The organism is Frigoribacterium sp. Leaf8 (assembly GCF_001421165.1).
Classification (GTDB): Bacteria; Actinomycetota; Actinomycetes; order Actinomycetales; family Microbacteriaceae; genus Frigoribacterium.
Map to the genome: position 1 here is coordinate 1,178,941 of NZ_LMKB01000005.1, position 14,851 is coordinate 1,193,791.

Consider the following 14,851-nt stretch of genomic DNA (forward strand, 5'->3'; position numbering starts at 1 on the left):
GCCCGCACCCGTCCCGCGCCGATCCTCGCACCCCATCGCAGCACCAGCCAGGAATTGCCGACACCGACATAGACACCGCCAACGACCCAGGCCCCGGCCCCGGCACGCCCGTCGAGACGTCCGTGGACGTCGGGCCGTCGGACCGTCGGCCGCGAAAGGACGATCCCCATCCGCCCGGCCGCGATGCCGGCCGGACCCGCGTGCCGCCGAGCCCGCGTGCCGCCGGACCCGCGTGCCGTCAAAAGGTGGCCAGAGCGCTCACCCTCATCTGCTGCACTCGGGCGTTCGCACACGCCCAGCCCGAGAGCACGACGGCGAAGGACGCCACGACGACCGCGGCGGGGACGAGGGAACCGAACGGACGCTTCATGTCTCCACCGAAGCACGCTCGGCCAGGTTCTTGCACACCCTGCACCTTTACCCGCTCGTTCCCCGGTCCTCGCCGGGACGACGAAGGGCCCGACATCCGCGGATGCCGGGCCCTTCGTGGTGCCGACCGGGGTCGGTGGGACGATCAGTTCTTGCCGAGGTCGTCCTTGGCCTTCTCGGTCTCGAGACGCTCGTCGCTCATGTGCTGGTCCTTGTGACCCTGCTTCGTGAGCTCTTCGTCGTCCGTGCGCTTGCCGACGGCCTCTTCGGCCTTGCCGGCGGCCTTCTGGACGAAATCTTTTGCCTTGTCACCAACGGACATGACGTACCTCCTGGTTGTCGGTCGACCGGACTGACCCGGTACACCCGTGACGGTAGGCCGGGTGTCCGCGGGCCGTCGGGGTTCACAGGCTGTTCCAGGTTCGTACCCGGACCGGGACCCGACCGATCGGTCTCGACCCGGTCCACGCCGTCGCCTAGGATCGTCGCCGAGGGGGGCACCATGGCACGACACACACCGGGGGCGGGCGACGACGAGGGAGTCACGCCCGGTCACGAACCCTTCGCGCCCCCCGCGTCCGACACCGACGACGACGCCGTCACGGTCGACGCGTCGGACGCTGCCGGACCCCGACTCGTCGCCTGGTCGCACCCCGGCACCGCGGGTTCGGCCACCACCGTCGGCACGGCCAGCGCTGCCTCGGCCGACCCGGTCGGCGCGACCGACGACGACGAGGACGGCGAACCCGCCCCCCGGTCCCGCCGTCGCCGCCTCGCCGTCATCGGCGGCGTCGTCGCCGCCGCGGCCCTCGTCGCCGTGGTCGTGAGCGCGGTCCTGTCCACGAACGGCTCCGCCCCGCTCGCGGCCGGGGCACCGACCGGGTCCGCGAGCCCGACCACGATCGCCCGCACCTCGACACCCACCCCGAGTGCCTCCCCGTCGCCGATGCCGACCGCCCCCGCCACGCCCTCGCCCCGGGCGGCCACCCCGCCGCCCGAGGACGCTGCAGTGCCGGCGCCGTTCATCACCCCGGTGCCCGCGGGCACGGTCGTCGCCGAGTCCGACGTGGCGTCCCCCAAGGGCAGCATCCACTTCCACTACCGGGTGGTCGCCACCGGCGACGGCACCTACACGACCGACGTGACCGACTTCACCTCGAGCCTGCCCGTGCCGGTGGGGGTGTCGTTCTACCAGGTCGCTCCGTCCGTCGGCGACGGCATCACCTTCGGAGGCGACGGGGGTTCCGAGATCGGGGGGCCCACCGCGACCCCGGCATCGGCGTCCTGGAGCTTCGGAGCCGTCACCCAGCCGTCGTACCTCTCGACCCTCGTCGTCCACTCGACCAGCACCTCCCCGGACGTCCCCGTCGAGATCTCGGCCGGGAAGGTGCTCGCCGTCGCCCCGGTCGCCTGGTCGGTGCCGCCGCGTGGGACGAACATCGCCCCGGTCGACTCGGGTGCGGTGGCCTTCGCCACGGGAGCGCTCGAGGCGACCACGGCGTCCGGTTCGCCCAAGCGGTACACCGTCGCGCCCGACGACCTCATCGACGCCGTCGCCCGGCGCTTCGGCATCTCGGTCTCGGCGCTCCTCTACATGAACCAGGGCCTCCAGGTCATCGACGACGCGCAGCACCTGTTCGCGGGCACGACGCTCGTCCTCGACCCCGACAGCGTCTGAGCCGGGACGTCCCGCACGACGACGCCTAGGGTCGGGGTGGTGCCCCGCCTCCCCGTGCTCGTCCGTCACGCCGTGTGGTGGGTGCAGGACTACGCCTACGCCGCCGTCTGGCAGGTGAGGGCCGTCACGAGTCCGCGCGACCCGGAGCGCTACCTCGGCGGCACCGGTCGGCCCGTGCTCGTCGTCCCCGGCGTGTGGGAGACCTGGGCCTTCCTCCGACCGATGATCGAACGCCTGCACGCCGAGGGCCACCCCGTGCACGTGCTCGACGACCTGCGATGGAACAGCCGTCCGGTCGAGGCCACCGCCCGCGACGTCGCCGCCCACCTGCTCGCACACGGACTCACCGACGTCGTGATCGTCGCCCACAGCAAGGGCGGCCTGATCGGCAAGTACGTCATGGCGCTGCTCGACGAGACCCGCCGCGTGCGGTCGATGGTCGCCGTCTGCTCGCCGTTCTCGGGGTCGCGCTACGCCACCTGGCTGGTGCTGCCCGCCCTCCGGGCCTTCTCCCCCCGCGACGCGACGACGATGCGGCTCGCACGGGACGAGTCGGTCAACGGCCGCATCACCTCGGTCTTCGGCGAGTTCGACCCCCACATCCCCGAGGGCAGCGAACTGCCCGGCGCCGTCAACGTGCGCCTCCACGCGGGCGGGCACTTCCGGGTGCTGGCCCACCCCCGGACGATCGCCACCGTCCTCGCCGCCGCCGGCGAGCCCGTCGAGCCGGTCGAGCCGGTCAGGCCGGCGTGAGCAGGTCGTGCGCGAGCACGTCGGCGACGGCCAGCACCTTGTAGCCCTCGCTCTCGAAGAACACCGTCATGCGGTCGGCGTCCGTGCTCATCACGGTGCCCTCGCCCCAGGTCGCGTGCACGACGCGGGCGTCGGGCGCGAACGCAGGAGGCGCGGTGTCGGTGACGTCGTCCTGCTCGCCTCCGCGCGCCTCCCGGGGGTCGCCTGCCCTCTCGGCGGCCCGGCAGCCGTCGCAGTTGCCGCACCGCTCGGGCGAGTCCTCGCCGAAGTAGCCGAGCAGGAAGTGCCGACGGCAGCCGGGCGCCTCGGCGAAGGTGCGCATCATCTCGATGCGCGAGCGCTCGACCCGGTCGCGGGTCTCGGCGACCCCGCGCGCCGCCTCGGCGGCACTGCGGGCGTCGAAGCCGTCCACCGGCTCGAACCCCTTGGTCGACTCGGACAGGGCACCGCCCTCGAGCAGCAGGTCGATGAGGCGCGAGACCGTGCGCGCGCCGAGGGCCAGCTGGTCCGACACCTCCGATCGCCGGACGGGCCGACCCGCCGCCGAGAGCGCGGTGAAGACCCCCCGAAGGTCTGCTCGCCCGGGGAGGCCGGAGGCGAAGAACGAGCGAAGCGAGAGGTCTTCGGGGCGGTAGTGAAGCGTCGCGGTGGCGGGGTCGCCGTCGCGCCCGGCCCGGCCGATCTCCTGGTAATACGAGTCGAGCGAGTCGGGCACGTCGGCGTGCACGACGAACCGGACGTCGGGCTTGTCGATGCCCATGCCGAACGCACTCGTCGCCACGACCACATCGACCTCGCCCGCGTGGAACCGCTCGTGCAGTTCGCCCCGCTCGGCCGAGCGCTGGCCGCCGTGGTAGCCGACGACGGTGCGGTCGGGGCAGCGCTCGGCGATCGCGGCGGCGTAGTGCTCGGTCGCCTTGCGGGTGGCGACGTAGACGATGCCCGGCGTCGTCGAGGCGGCCACCTGCTCGACCACGGCGCGGGCCTTCTCGTCGTCGTCCTCATGCCGCACAACCTCGAGGGAGAGGGTGGGCCGGTCGAAGCCGTGGCTCAGCACGAGCGGGTCGTCGAGGCGGAGGCGTTCGACGATCTCGTCCCGCACCGGGCCCGACCCGGTCGCCGTGAGGGCCAGCACGGTGGGTCCCCCGAGACGCTCGACGACCTCGCCGAGGTGCAGGTAGTCGGGCCGGAAGTCGTGCCCCCACGACGACACGCAGTGCGCCTCATCGACGACGAAGAGGGCGACCCCGGCGTCGCTCAGGCGGTCGACGGTCTCGTCGCGGGCGAGCTGCTCGGGGGCGAGGAAGACGTAGGTGACCTCTCCGGCGGCGAGGCGCTCCCAGCCCTCGTCGTTCTCGGCGTCGGTGTGGCCCGAGTTGATCGCGACGGCGGGCGGGGCGTCGGGGCGTCCGACGAGTCCCGCGACCTGGTCCGCCTGCAAGGCGATCAACGGCGAGACGACGACCGTGGGCCCGTCGAGCACGGCGCCGGCCACCTGGTAGATCGCCGATTTGCCGAATCCCGTGGGCATGACCGCGAGGGTGTCCCGGCCGGCGACCACCGCCTCCAGGGCCTCGAGCTGGGCGGGGTGCAGGTCGGTCCAACCGAAGAGGTCGGCGGCGGCACGGGTGATGTCGTCGGTGCGGGGGGTGCTCGTGCGGGGGGTGCTCGTGCGGGCGGTGCTCGTGCGGCCGGTGCTCGTGCGGGTGTGTGCGGGGCGCGTCGTCGTGCTCATGTGGTCCTCGTTCCGGTGGGGCAGAGGTCCATCCCAGGCACGTGCGGGGCGACACGCGCAGGGCTGCCAGGCGATGCCCGGCCCTGCGTACCCCACCCGCCGCGGGTCGCGCATGCTACCCCTCGGTGGGCCCGCCGCGCCTCCCGCGCACCGGCCCCGCGCCGCCCGCCACGGGCGGAGGCGCGGGTCCAGCCGTCGCGGACCCCGTGGGCGTAGCGTCCGGTGCATGAGCGACGAGAAGCAGACCGAACCCGTCATGGACGGGGCCACCGAGGCGACCGACCACGAGAAGCTGAGCGGCCTGATCGAACAGGTCGAGGCCGACCACGGCGACGAGGGCGCGGCCTCGATGGCCGACCACCTCCGCGACCGCATGGACGAGACCGCGCAGGCCGACGAGAGCCCAGCAGACGTCGAGGAGTGAGTCCCGGGGCTCCACCGCGAGGTGGAGCCCTCCGGCCCCGGTCGTGACCTAGCGTCGAGGGATGTACTCCAACGGCTTCTCCCTCGTCGGTGTCCTCTACCCCGTCTTCTTCGTGGTGGTGTTCGCCTTGGCCGTCACGCTGGCCGTGCTCCTGATCAGGACCATGCTCTGGGTGATCCGGGCACTGACGGCCTACACGCGAGAACGAGAACTCCGCATCGACCTGCTGCTCGCCGGTGACGACGACCCGGCCGGCCCGCCGGCACCCGGGGGTCCCGTGATCTGACGACCAGGAGGCGCGGGTTCAGTTCCCGACGCCCGCGACGACCTCGCGGACGAGGTCGGCCACCAGCCCGGGCCGTTCGAGTCCCGGCAGATGGGCGACGTCGGGCAGCACCCGACCCGGTCCCTGCCCGAGACGTCGAGCCGTCTCCGCGTAGAACGGCTCGTCGGCGGGGATGTCGAGCGCGCCCCAGGTCGCCAGGACCGGCGTCGCGACCTCGCCGAGGCGGCTCCACGTGTCGAGCCCGGCGTCTCCGGCCCCGTCCGGTGCGGCGACCTCGAGGATGCGGGCGTTCATCCGCTCGAAGAGTTCGCGGGGGGCACCCGTGACTCGGCCGCTCCGTGCCGCAGGGCCGTCGAGCCACAGGTGGGCCAGCAGACGGACCTGCGCCTCGACGTCGCCGCTGCCGGACGCCTCGTCGAGGGCCTCCATCAGCGGGCCCGACGCCGGGTCGGGGGTCCAGTCGAACGGGGTGTCGTCGTCGGTCATGCCGCTGACCGCGGCACCGATCAGCAGCACGCCCGCCACGCGCTCGGGTGCGGTCACGGCCAGGTCGAGGGCGAGCGCACCACCCATCGAGTTGCCGACGACGAACGCCCGCCCGACGCCCAGCCGGTCGAGCAGCTCCACGAGGTCGGCCAGGTGCGTGGCGCCGCCGTCGGCCGCGGAGGCCGGGCTCTCGCCGAACCCCCGGCGGTCGTGGGCCACCAGGTCGAGCCCGTCGGCCGCGAGTTCGTCGGCGACGCCCGTCCAGCTCCGGCGGTCGGCGACGCCGGCGTGCAACAGCACCACGGTCGGGCCGTCGCCCCGCCACCGGGTGGCCGCCAGGGCGGCACCGTCCGACAGGGTCACGTCCACGCGTTCGCCGCTCATGTCGGCCACGGTAGCGCTCCGCCGTGCCCTTGCCCAGACCCGCGTGCCGCCGCTCGGACGACCTGACGGCCCGACGGCCCGGACGACCCGACGGTCTGGACCCGGACCGTCTAGACCCGCTGCTGGCGCGGCACGACGACCCGCTCGAAGACGACCACTCCGGCCGTCGCGATCGGGATCGCCACGAGGGCACCGAGGATGCCGCCGAGCGCCCCTCCCCCGAAGGCCGCCACGATGACGAGGGCGCCGGGCACCGCCACGGCCTTGGACATCACCCGTGGGGTCAGCACGTAGGCCTCGACCTGGGCGTAGACGAGCAGCACGATGCCGACGACGATCGCGGTGACCGGCGAGACGGTGATCGTGGCGGCGATGATGATCGCATAGGCCACGACCGTGCCGACCACGGGGATCAGTGCGCCCAGGAACGCGAGGGTGGCGAAGAGCACCGGCACCGGTCCGCCGGCGATCGTCAGCACGATGAAGACGAACACGGCGTTGACGGCGGCGAGCGCCACCTGCCCGGCGACGTAGCGGCCGACCGACAGGAAGATCTCGTCCGAGATGCTCATGACGTTCTCGCGGTGGCTGCGGGGCACGGCGCGACTGAGCGAGCGCAGCATCTGCGGGAGGGTGATCGCGAAGTAGAGGGTGAGGATCGCGACCACGATCACCGCGGTGATGGCGTTGGTGATCCCCTGGCCGACGGCGAGCAGGCCTCCGCCGAGGGCGAGCAACTGGTCGGGGTCGAGCAGGTACGAGGTGACGGCGCCGACCGCGTCGTCGACGTCGACGTCGAACCCGACGGTCTCGACGGCCTGCTGCACCCAGGGCTGGCGCGAGAGCTCCTGCAGGGCGGCGGGGGCCGTCTGCACGACGTGCCCGATCTGCTCGATCAGCGCGGGCACGACGGCCGCGACGATGCCCACGACGACCCCGACGACCAGCACGACGGCGACGACGACGCCGACCCAGCGCGGGGCGCCGGCGCGCGCGAGGCGTCGGACGACCGGTTCGAAGGCGAGCGCGAGGAAGAACGCGAGGCCGATGTAGACGAGGATCGTCGACAGGGCCATGAGGGCGACGATGATGCCGACGCCGAGCCCTCCGCCGAGGGTCGCGATGAGGCCGAACCGGAAGGCGCCGGGGCGCTGCATCGGGCTGGGGGGTGTGGCGGTCTGCGTGGCCGTACCGGCCGATCGACGCACGAGACGGGCGCGGGGTGACGAGGGCATCCGACCATCCTGACCTGCTCGAGCCGATCGAGGCCACGCCGACCCCGGTCGGCCGGGGTCCGAGTCGCACGATCACTCCATCGGCAGGGAGCTCCTCCGCCCGGTCACGTGCGAAGGCCCGCCCCGACTCTCGTCGGGACGGGCCTGTCTGCGTCCGTCGGGACGCGGGCCCGAGGGGTCAGGCCCCCTGCACGTTCTCCTTCGACTGCTGGGCGCTGTCCTTCACGTCGCCCGCGGCGCTCGAGGCGTCGTCCTTCACGGTCGAGGCGGCGTCCTGCGCCGTGCCCTTGACCGAGGCGAACGCCTCCTGGGCGGGCTCCTTCAGGTTCGACGCCACGTCCTGCGCCGCACCCTTCACCGAGTCGAGTGCCGGGCCCGCTGCGTCCTTGGCGTCGGAGACGAGCTCCTTCTCCTTGTCCGAGGCGGGGATCAGCGACGACACGAGCCAGCCGGCTCCGAAGGCGATGAGGCCGACGGCGAGCGGGTTGCCCTTCGCCTTGCGCACGGCCGCCGACGAGGCGTCCGAGACGCTGCCCGCGGCGTCGTGACCGGCACCCGAGGTCGACGAGGCCGCATCGTGCGCCGCACCCATGACCGACTCCTTGACGCCCGAGAAGCGGCTCTTCACCTTCTCGGTCTGACGATGCGCGATGCTCGACGGGTTCACCTTGTCGGCGAGCGCGTCGACGTCGTTGCCGAGTCCGGCGCGCGTGCGCTCGATCTCGGCGCGGATCTCGTCGGGCGTGCGGCTGCTGCCGTTCTGGTCGGTGGTGCTCATGCGGTGCCTCCAGGCGTGACGGTCTCGGGGATCTTCTTGAGGGAGTCGACCGTCTTCGGTGCCCCCTTGATGCTCTTCAGTTCTTTCCTCCCGCGCAGGAACAGCACGAGGGCGACGATCGCGTAGACGACCGCGATGATCAGCGACGACCAGCCGAGGCCGATCAGCACGCCGAGGCCCCACATGGCGGCCAGCGAGACGAACAGCAGGGCGAAGAGGGCGGTGAGACCCGCTCCGCCGAACATGCCCGCACCCTTGCCGGCTTTCTTGGCCGACTCGGTGAGCTCGGCCTTGGCCAGCTCGACCTCTTGACGGAAGAGGGTCGAGATGTCACCGGTCACGCCGGAGAGCAGGTCGCCGAGCGACGTGGTCGCGGCCTTGTCCTCCGGGGCGGGAGGCGTCGCCACGGGCTCGCGGAACGGGTCGCTCACGCGCGCGTCCCCGAGGTGCCGGGCCACGTCGTGGGCACGCTGGAGTCGGGCGTCGACGTGCCGACGCCGGGGACGTCGCCCTCGGTGACGACGTCGTACTCACCGGCCACGGGGCCGACGTCACCGACGAGACGGCTCGGCGCGGTGGCGGACGCAGGAGGCGCGGGCCGGCTCGCCGCACCTCCGGCGTCTCCGGTCGTGGCGGCGTGCTCGTCCCCGGCCTCCGCCGTCAGCGACTTGACGACGCGTCCGGCGAGCAGGCCGGAGACCGCCGCGATGGCGATGAACGTGCCGGGCTTGCGCGCCGCGTACGACTTCACGTCGTCCAGCAGGCTGCCCGGGTCGCGACCCTCGAGCCAACCGGCGACGCCGTGGGCGCGACCGGACAGGTTGCGGACCAGCTCGCCCGCGATGCCGCTGTCGGCGGAGTCGGCCATCGAGCCGAGCTGGTCGCCGACCTGGCGGAGGCCGGCCGCGGCCTTCTCCTGCTGGGCGCCGGCCTGCTCCTTGAGCTCGCCCGTCGCCTGGCCGAAGAGCTGCTTGGCCTGGCCGCCGGCCTCGGAAGCGACCTTGGAGACCTGCTCCTTGACACTGCCGGCGACGTCGGAGGCCGCGGACTTCGCGTCGTCCGCGACGCCGGCCGCCTCGTCCTTCGCGGCACCGGCCTTGGCCTTCGCGGTGTCGGCGGCGCCGGTGCCGGTGCCGGAATCGGCGTCGGTGCCGGTGTGGTCGTGCCCGAGGTGCTCCTCGACGACCGGGGCCGCGGTCGCGCTGAAGTCGCTCGCCGTCGCGTCGGGGTCGGTGATGTCGGCGTACGCGCCGACCTGGTCGCCCAGGTCGGTCACGGCGTCGTCGCGGCGCAGGTGGTCGTGTCCGGAGGCGGCGCCGCGAAGCGGCTGCCCCTCGGAGGTGGTGTCGTAGACCGGGGTGGACGGGTCTCCGTCGTAGCGTTCGTCGTCGCTCATGTCGTGCCTCTCGGATCGTCGGCGACCGTCCGGGTGACGGTCGTGATCGGGGTAGGACCTGTCACTCTGTCCCTCTCCCGGGGGGCGGTGACCGCACATGGTGAAAACGCGACGGGGGGTTGACACGGGCCGGCCGGAAGGGTCGTGGTCGGGACGGATCGTGTCGGGGAAACGCGACATGCCGCCCACGTTCGCACGTGAGCGGCATGTCGTGACCTGCCGGGGCCGGAGCCCGGGCGACTAGCTGTCCTTGCCGTCCGAGACCTCGCTGTCGTCGCTCTGCTCGGAGTCGTCGACGAGGCCCTGCTTCGACCCGTCGGCCAGGTCTTCGGTGTACTTCTTGTCGTCTTCGGTCATGTCGGTCGAACCGTCGGGGATGCCGTTGTCGTTGGTCATGCCCGCACGATACTCGCCGGCCCGCCGACCGGGCCGTCAGTGGAACTGGGGGACGATCAGCCACAGTCCGACGAGCACGGCAGCGATCCCCACGGCGAAGCACAGCCCGCCGGCGACCGTGGCGCCCAGCGGTCTCGACTGCGACGGTCCCCCGCTCGGGACGGCGGCACCGGCCCCGCCGTCGGACTCGACGGCACCGTCCGCGAACAGACGGACCCCCGTCGCGAACGTGGTCACGATGACGGCGGTGGCGGCGAGCGCGGTCGCGAAGACCACGACGAAGGCGCCCCAGTCGACTCCCAAGAACATGGTCACTCCCCTCGTCCGCGGCTCGCGCCGACCCGTTCGGCGGCCGGGGCCTCGTCGCTGTCGTTGACGGTCTCGTGGGTCACCGGGTGCCGTCGGGCGAGGAGGGCGAAGGCGAGCCCACCGCCCAGGGCGAGCACCGCGACCACCACCAGGCCCGCCGTGCTCGAACTGGCCAGCCAGGCCGAGAGCCCCCCGACCAGCGCGGCGGCCGGCAGGGTCACCACCCAGGCCGACGCGATCCTGCCGACGACGCCCCAGTGCACCGTGGCGAGTTTCTTGCCCAGCCCTGCCCCGACGATGGACCCCGACGTCACCTGGGTCGTCGACAGGGCGAACCCGAGGTGGGACGAGATCAGGATGGTCGCGGCCGAGCTCGTCTCGGCCGCGAACCCCTGCGGGGCCTGGACGTCGGTGATGCGCTTGCCCACGGTGCGCATGATGCGCCAGCCCCCGAGGTAGGTGCCGAGCGCGATGGCGAGGCCACAGGCGAGGACCACCCAGAGCTGCGGGGCGCTGCCGGCGCCCTGGTAGCCGGCGGCGATCAGGGTCAACGTGATGATGCCCATCGTCTTCTGGGCGTCGTTCGTGCCGTGGGCGAGCGAGACCAGGGAGGCGCTGATCGTCTGCCCGTGCCGGAAGCCGGCGGTGGACCCCCGCAGGGTGGCCTGCCGCGTGATCCGGTAGGCCACGTAGGTGGCGACGAGGGCGACCACGCCCGCCACGACGGGCGAGATCAGGGCCGGCAGCACGACCTTCGACAGGACCACGCCGAAGTCGACGGCCCCCACGCCGGCACCGATGACCGCGGCCCCGATCAGGCCGCCGAAGAGGGCGTGCGACGAGCTGGACGGCAGCCCGAGGTACCAGGTGGCGAGGTTCCAGATGACGGCTCCCACGAGACCGGCGAAGATCATGACCGGTGTCACCTGCACCCCGCCGTCTCCCTCGCGGATGATGCCGTTCGAGACGGTGCTCGCGACCTCGGTCGAGAGGAACGCACCCACCAGGTTGAGGACGGCCGAGATGAGGACGGCGACCTTCGGCTTGAGGGCGCCGGTGGCGACCGAGGTCGCCATGGCGTTGGCCGTGTCGTGGAAGCCGTTCGTGAAGTCGAAGACCAGCGCGATCACGACCACGAGCACCACGGTGACGAACACGTCCATCGGTACCGCCCTCCGGGACCCTCGCCGGTCACCGACCGATGACCGCGGCACGATGGCCCCGGTGCGACGCTAGGCCTCGTGGACGCGCTCGAAGATGAACGCCGAAGGAATCTTGCACATCATGCAAATGGACCGGAGGGCTCGGTGCTCACCACCGTCGGGACCGGCCGTTCCGCTAGGCGCAGCCCCGCGAGGCGCGTACGGTGGGCGGAGGCAGCCCCAGCTCCCGGTCGCCGTCCTCCCGCACCTCGGGAGGTGGTCCGACCGGAGGCACCGAGCACCCCGACCCGACGGACCCCATGGCACGCACCACCCTCCCCGAGACCGCACCCGAGCAACTGACCGAATGGCCGTCGCTCGACAGCGACGACCACTTCACGGACGATCCCGCCCTGTAAGGAGCGATCCCCCACGGGGCGTCCCGTGCCTCCTCGGCGTCAGGCCGCCGTGCGTGACCGACGTGAGCGGGCCAGCACGAACGGCAACTGCGTCTCGTCGACCACGGGCACCCCGTAACGGAGGGCCTTGCGGACCTTGCCCGATGCGCAGGCGACGTCCGCGGCGACGACCAGCGACGTCTCGGTCGTGACCGCCGGCCAGACGACCAACCCGGCACGCTCGAGCGTCCGCACGAGGGCGTCCCTCTCCTGGCTGAGCGATCCGGTCAGGGCGACGTGCGCGCCGGGTGCCAGCGGCCCGACGTCGGGCCGGGCCAGGGACGGCGTCCGGGGCTCCGGTGCCGCTCCGAGGGACTCGTCGAGCCCCTCGATGACCTCGAACTCGTCGAGCTCGTCGTCCTCCGCCGGACGGGGCGCGCGCTCGAGCACCGACGGCACGAGAGCCGCGTCGCGCCGGTGCGGGGCGATGCCGAGCATCTCGGCGACCGCGTCCACCTGCCGCCGTTCGTCGTCCGAGAGCACGTCGTGCGCCCAGACGGTCGAGACGAGTGAGGCGAAGTAGCGGTCGTGCACGAGCGCACGGGACAGGTCGTCGAGGTCGAGCTCGACGGCGAGGGTCGCGAGGTTCCCGGCCTCGTCCCGCGAGAGGTAGCCGTCGGACAGTGCCTTGTCGAGCATCGCCGCGTACTGGTCCTGACGACGGTCGAGGCCGAGCTGGGGCAGCAGCTCGGTCGCCCGCTCGAGAAAGCGGGGCTCGGTGGGCGCCGGCTCGACGGACAGGCCGTAGACGTCGCGATCGAGGTCGAGGTCGACGGGACCCGCGAGGTGCGTGCCGCCCGCGGGGCTCGCCGGGGGCACCGCCGCCGGAGCCGTGGGCCCCACGGCGCCGGACGCCAAGAGGACGGCGGAGGGGGCGGGCGCGAGGTCGCGCACCCGGGCGACACGGCGCCGGGCCCGCCAGGCCGCGCGGCCGGGGACGTGGCCTCCGTCGTCGGCGCCACCCGCGCCTCCTGCGTACCGGGGGTGCGGCGTGGACCGCGGGGTCTCGGCCGTCGGCCACTGCTGCAGGGCGGCGTAGCGGCCCCAGTCCTGCCACCAGGCCGACTGGGCGTCACCCATGCGCAGGTAGGCGGACAGCAGCTGGGCGGTCGCCGCCGCGTCGCCGAGCGACTCGTGGGCGACGGAGAGGTCGACGTCGATGGCCGCGCAGCAGTCGGCGAGCGTGCGGCCGGCGCCGGGCAGGTACGTGGGGGCGAGCTTCATCGTGCAGAGTGCGCCCGACCCGTCGGTCCCGAGCGGCGACACCAACCCGAGGCGCGCGAACTCGGCGGCCAGGAACTGCGCCTCGAAGCGGGCGTTGTGCGCGACGACGACGCGTCCGCGCAGGCGGTCGCAGAGGTCGTCGACGACGTGCTCGAACCGGGGTGCCCCGCGGACGTCCGCGCTGCGGAGCCCGTGGACGTGGATGGGCCCGAGGTCCCGCGAGGGGTCGACGACGGTCTCGAACGACGCCTCGACCTCACCGTGGACGTCGAGGTGCACGATGCCGATCTCGATCACCCGATGGTGTCGCCCGGGCCAGAGACCCGTCGTCTCGACGTCGATGACCGCGTAGCCGCCGTGAACCATGTCATCCCTTTCGTCGGGGCGAGCCTGGCAGGTTGCCCGATGGGCATCCAGCCCGCAATCGGGTGACACCCGTCGTGGGGCGGTGGGGGGACGCGGGGTCAGGAGGCGCGGCTCGGTGCTTCCCGTCGGTCCCGTCGTCCGCCACGATGGGGGCATGACCGCCGCCCCCGCCTCCGTCATCGCCGCGACCGCCTCCGTCACGGCCCCGACCGCGTCCGTCACGGCCGTCTGCCGGGTGTCGGCCCTGCTGCCCGACTCGGGCACGATCGGCGTGACCGCCATCGACAAGCGCCCCGTGGACGGGCCCGTCCACGTGCGCCCCCTCGGCCTCCGTGCCGACGTGCAGGCCGACCGCAAGCACCACGGCGGGATCGACCAGGCGGTGTACGCCTTCGCCGACGAGGACGCCGCCCACTTCGCCGAGCTGCTCGGCCGCGAGGTGGTGCCGGGGCTGTTCGGCGAGAACCTGCGGACGTCCGGGATCGACGTCACCGGCGCGGTGATCGGCGAACGCTGGGCCGTGGGCGGCACCCTCGTGCTCGAGGTCACGAAGCCTCGCGTCCCGTGCGGCACGTTCGCCCGCCGACTCGGCGAGGCCATGTGGGTCAAGCGGTTCTACGCCGAGGGTCGCCCCGGCACCTACCTGCGGGTGGTGAAGGCGGGGCCCGTCCAGGCGGGTGACGGCGTCACGGTGCTGTCACGACCGTCGCACGGGGTGACGATCGGCGAGTCCTTCACGGGGCTCCGGCCCGACCGGGCCGAGGCCCTCCTCGCAGCCGTCGACGGACCCGACCGCCTGAGGCTCACCGACGAGGTCCGGGGCTTCGCCGAGAAGGCCCTGCGAGGGCGCGTCCCCGCCTGAGCGCCGGCACGCACGCTCCACTAGCCTCGACCGAGAGGGCCCGGACGGGGCCCGCGCCAGAGGAGGCACCCATGTTCGAAGCCGAGAACATCCGCGACTGGATCGGCATGCCGGTCGTCGACCCCGACGGCGACAAGGTCGGCTCGCTCGAGAGCATCTACTTCGACACCGCCGCCGACCAGCCCGCCTTCGCCACCGTGACCGCCGGACTGCTCGGCCGCTCGCGCCTGGTCTTCGTGCCGCTGCAGGGTGCCGTCGTCGCCCCCAAGCACCTCAAGGTGCAGTTCGCGAAGAAGCTCGTCAAGGACGCCCCGTCGATCGAGACCGACGGCGAGCTCGAGGCAGCCCGCGAGCCCGCCGTGTTCGAGCACTACGGCCTCGTGTACCAGACCGGCGCGGCCGGCGAACGCCGCCTCGGCCGCCGCTGACCGCCGCCGCTCCCGACCGCGAAGGGCCCCGCCGCATCGGCGGGGCCCTTCGGCGTCCGCTCCGGCGATGGTGCGCGGACGAGTGCAGAACGTGCAAAAATCAGGAGGCGCGGGTCGGTGACCCGCGCCTCCTGCGTCGTGC

Annotated in this window: 18 protein-coding genes; 6 read left to right on the forward strand and 12 right to left on the reverse strand. The window is 73.0% G+C overall.

The features are described 5' to 3' along the window. Positions 1–238: 238 nt before the first annotated feature. Positions 239–370 carry a hypothetical protein gene (locus ASL10_RS16655; RefSeq protein WP_255350791.1) on the reverse strand — a complete coding sequence of 44 codons (132 nt, stop codon included), beginning with the start codon at positions 368–370 and terminating at the stop codon, positions 239–241. Positions 371–514: 144 nt separating this feature from the next. Then, on the reverse strand, positions 515–691 hold the full coding sequence (locus tag ASL10_RS16005) for a CsbD family protein (RefSeq protein ID WP_157485369.1): 177 nt from the start codon (positions 689–691) through the stop codon (positions 515–517). Between the two features lie 180 nt (positions 692–871). Here ASL10_RS16005 and ASL10_RS10155 point away from each other — a divergent pair, with 180 nt between their 5' ends. Together ASL10_RS10155 and ASL10_RS10160 are read left to right on the forward strand one after the other, a co-directional pair. Beyond that, complete coding sequence (locus ASL10_RS10155) at positions 872–2,047, forward strand: LysM domain-containing protein (RefSeq protein ID WP_056046806.1); 1,176 nt, start codon at positions 872–874, stop codon at positions 2,045–2,047. Positions 2,048–2,086: 39 nt separating this feature from the next. Then, positions 2,087–2,800, forward strand: coding sequence for an alpha/beta fold hydrolase (locus ASL10_RS10160; RefSeq protein ID WP_157485371.1), 714 nt, complete (start codon positions 2,087–2,089; stop codon positions 2,798–2,800). Here the strand turns inward: ASL10_RS10160 and ASL10_RS10165 are convergent. Then, positions 2,787–4,535, reverse strand: a complete 1,749-nt coding sequence (locus ASL10_RS10165; RefSeq protein WP_082460344.1) for a RecQ family ATP-dependent DNA helicase — start codon at positions 4,533–4,535, stop codon at positions 2,787–2,789. The two genes, ASL10_RS10160 and ASL10_RS10165, sit on opposite strands and share 14 nt — an antisense overlap. Before the next feature lie 226 nt (positions 4,536–4,761). Between ASL10_RS10165 and ASL10_RS10170 the strand changes: the two genes are divergently transcribed. Further along, complete coding sequence (locus ASL10_RS10170; RefSeq protein ID WP_056046809.1) at positions 4,762–4,959, forward strand: hypothetical protein; 198 nt, start codon at positions 4,762–4,764, stop codon at positions 4,957–4,959. A gap of 61 nt (positions 4,960–5,020) precedes the next feature. Further along, positions 5,021–5,245 (forward strand): hypothetical protein, encoded by a 225-nt coding sequence (locus ASL10_RS10175; protein ID WP_056046811.1) that lies wholly within the window; start codon positions 5,021–5,023, stop codon positions 5,243–5,245. 18 nt (positions 5,246–5,263) lie between these two features. Here the strand turns inward: ASL10_RS10175 and ASL10_RS10180 are convergent, their stop codons facing one another. The 9 genes from ASL10_RS10180 to ASL10_RS10215 all read right to left on the reverse strand — a co-directional run bounded on the left by ASL10_RS10180 (position 5,264) and on the right by ASL10_RS10215 (position 13,419). Further along, on the reverse strand, positions 5,264–6,115 hold the full coding sequence (locus tag ASL10_RS10180; protein ID WP_157485373.1) for an alpha/beta fold hydrolase: 852 nt from the start codon (positions 6,113–6,115) through the stop codon (positions 5,264–5,266). A gap of 110 nt (positions 6,116–6,225) precedes the next feature. Then, complete coding sequence (locus tag ASL10_RS10185; RefSeq protein ID WP_056046815.1) at positions 6,226–7,350, reverse strand: AI-2E family transporter; 1,125 nt, start codon at positions 7,348–7,350, stop codon at positions 6,226–6,228. A gap of 178 nt (positions 7,351–7,528) precedes the next feature. Further along, positions 7,529–8,128 carry a DUF3618 domain-containing protein gene (locus ASL10_RS10190; protein ID WP_056046817.1) on the reverse strand — a complete coding sequence of 200 codons (600 nt, stop codon included), beginning with the start codon at positions 8,126–8,128 and terminating at the stop codon, positions 7,529–7,531. After that, entirely contained in the window at positions 8,125–8,559 is a 435-nt protein-coding gene (locus ASL10_RS10195) for a phage holin family protein (protein WP_082460459.1), read from the reverse strand. The genes ASL10_RS10190 and ASL10_RS10195 overlap by 4 nt, the downstream gene beginning before the upstream one ends. Continuing rightward, positions 8,556–9,524: a hypothetical protein gene (locus ASL10_RS10200; RefSeq protein ID WP_056046819.1), complete on the reverse strand. Its 969-nt coding sequence runs from the start codon at positions 9,522–9,524 to the stop codon at positions 8,556–8,558. Before ASL10_RS10200 ends, ASL10_RS10195 begins: the two co-directional genes overlap by 4 nt. A gap of 240 nt (positions 9,525–9,764) precedes the next feature. Then, complete coding sequence (locus tag ASL10_RS16010; RefSeq protein ID WP_157485374.1) at positions 9,765–9,920, reverse strand: hypothetical protein; 156 nt, start codon at positions 9,918–9,920, stop codon at positions 9,765–9,767. Positions 9,921–9,956: 36 nt separating this feature from the next. After that, the gene (locus ASL10_RS10205) at positions 9,957–10,229 is read right to left on the reverse strand and encodes a hypothetical protein (protein WP_056046821.1); all 273 of its coding nucleotides are present in this window, start codon (positions 10,227–10,229) and stop codon (positions 9,957–9,959) included. A 2-nt stretch (positions 10,230–10,231) separates the two neighbouring features. Further along, on the reverse strand, positions 10,232–11,392 hold the full coding sequence (locus ASL10_RS10210; protein ID WP_056046823.1) for an inorganic phosphate transporter: 1,161 nt from the start codon (positions 11,390–11,392) through the stop codon (positions 10,232–10,234). A 437-nt stretch (positions 11,393–11,829) separates the two neighbouring features. Continuing rightward, positions 11,830–13,419 carry a 3'-5' exonuclease gene (locus ASL10_RS10215; RefSeq protein WP_056046824.1) on the reverse strand — a complete coding sequence of 530 codons (1,590 nt, stop codon included), beginning with the start codon at positions 13,417–13,419 and terminating at the stop codon, positions 11,830–11,832. 154 nt (positions 13,420–13,573) lie between these two features. Here ASL10_RS10215 and ASL10_RS10220 point away from each other — a divergent pair, with 154 nt between their 5' ends. Both ASL10_RS10220 and ASL10_RS10225 read left to right on the forward strand, forming a co-directional pair. After that, positions 13,574–14,281: an MOSC domain-containing protein gene (locus ASL10_RS10220; protein ID WP_056046827.1), complete on the forward strand. Its 708-nt coding sequence runs from the start codon at positions 13,574–13,576 to the stop codon at positions 14,279–14,281. Between the two features lie 71 nt (positions 14,282–14,352). Next, complete coding sequence (locus ASL10_RS10225; protein ID WP_043596802.1) at positions 14,353–14,709, forward strand: PRC-barrel domain-containing protein; 357 nt, start codon at positions 14,353–14,355, stop codon at positions 14,707–14,709. The last annotated feature ends 142 nt before the right edge of the window (positions 14,710–14,851 follow it).

Excerpts from the sequence above, each read along its gene's own strand:
- ASL10_RS16655 (WP_255350791.1), bottom strand. The coding sequence starts at position 370 with ATGAAGCGTCCGTTCGGTTCCCTCGTCCCCGCCGCGGTCGTCGTGGCG.
- ASL10_RS16005 (WP_157485369.1), bottom strand. The coding sequence starts at position 691 with ATGTCCGTTGGTGACAAGGCAAAAGATTTCGTCCAGAAGGCCGCCGGC.
- ASL10_RS10155 (WP_056046806.1), top strand. The coding sequence starts at position 872 with ATGGCACGACACACACCGGGGGCGGGCGACGACGAGGGAGTCACGCCC.
- ASL10_RS10165 (WP_082460344.1), bottom strand. The coding sequence starts at position 4,535 with ATGAGCACGACGACGCGCCCCGCACACACCCGCACGAGCACCGGCCGC.
- ASL10_RS10170 (WP_056046809.1), top strand. The coding sequence starts at position 4,762 with ATGAGCGACGAGAAGCAGACCGAACCCGTCATGGACGGGGCCACCGAG.
- ASL10_RS10175 (WP_056046811.1), top strand. The coding sequence starts at position 5,021 with ATGTACTCCAACGGCTTCTCCCTCGTCGGTGTCCTCTACCCCGTCTTC.
- ASL10_RS10180 (WP_157485373.1), bottom strand. The coding sequence starts at position 6,115 with ATGAGCGGCGAACGCGTGGACGTGACCCTGTCGGACGGTGCCGCCCTG.
- ASL10_RS10185 (WP_056046815.1), bottom strand. The coding sequence starts at position 7,350 with ATGCCCTCGTCACCCCGCGCCCGTCTCGTGCGTCGATCGGCCGGTACG.
- ASL10_RS10190 (WP_056046817.1), bottom strand. The coding sequence starts at position 8,128 with ATGAGCACCACCGACCAGAACGGCAGCAGCCGCACGCCCGACGAGATC.
- ASL10_RS10200 (WP_056046819.1), bottom strand. The coding sequence starts at position 9,524 with ATGAGCGACGACGAACGCTACGACGGAGACCCGTCCACCCCGGTCTAC.
- ASL10_RS16010 (WP_157485374.1), bottom strand. The coding sequence starts at position 9,920 with ATGACCAACGACAACGGCATCCCCGACGGTTCGACCGACATGACCGAA.
- ASL10_RS10205 (WP_056046821.1), bottom strand. The coding sequence starts at position 10,229 with ATGTTCTTGGGAGTCGACTGGGGCGCCTTCGTCGTGGTCTTCGCGACC.
- ASL10_RS10210 (WP_056046823.1), bottom strand. The coding sequence starts at position 11,392 with ATGGACGTGTTCGTCACCGTGGTGCTCGTGGTCGTGATCGCGCTGGTC.
- ASL10_RS10215 (WP_056046824.1), bottom strand. The coding sequence starts at position 13,419 with ATGGTTCACGGCGGCTACGCGGTCATCGACGTCGAGACGACGGGTCTC.
- ASL10_RS10220 (WP_056046827.1), top strand. The coding sequence starts at position 13,574 with ATGACCGCCGCCCCCGCCTCCGTCATCGCCGCGACCGCCTCCGTCACG.
- ASL10_RS10225 (WP_043596802.1), top strand. The coding sequence starts at position 14,353 with ATGTTCGAAGCCGAGAACATCCGCGACTGGATCGGCATGCCGGTCGTC.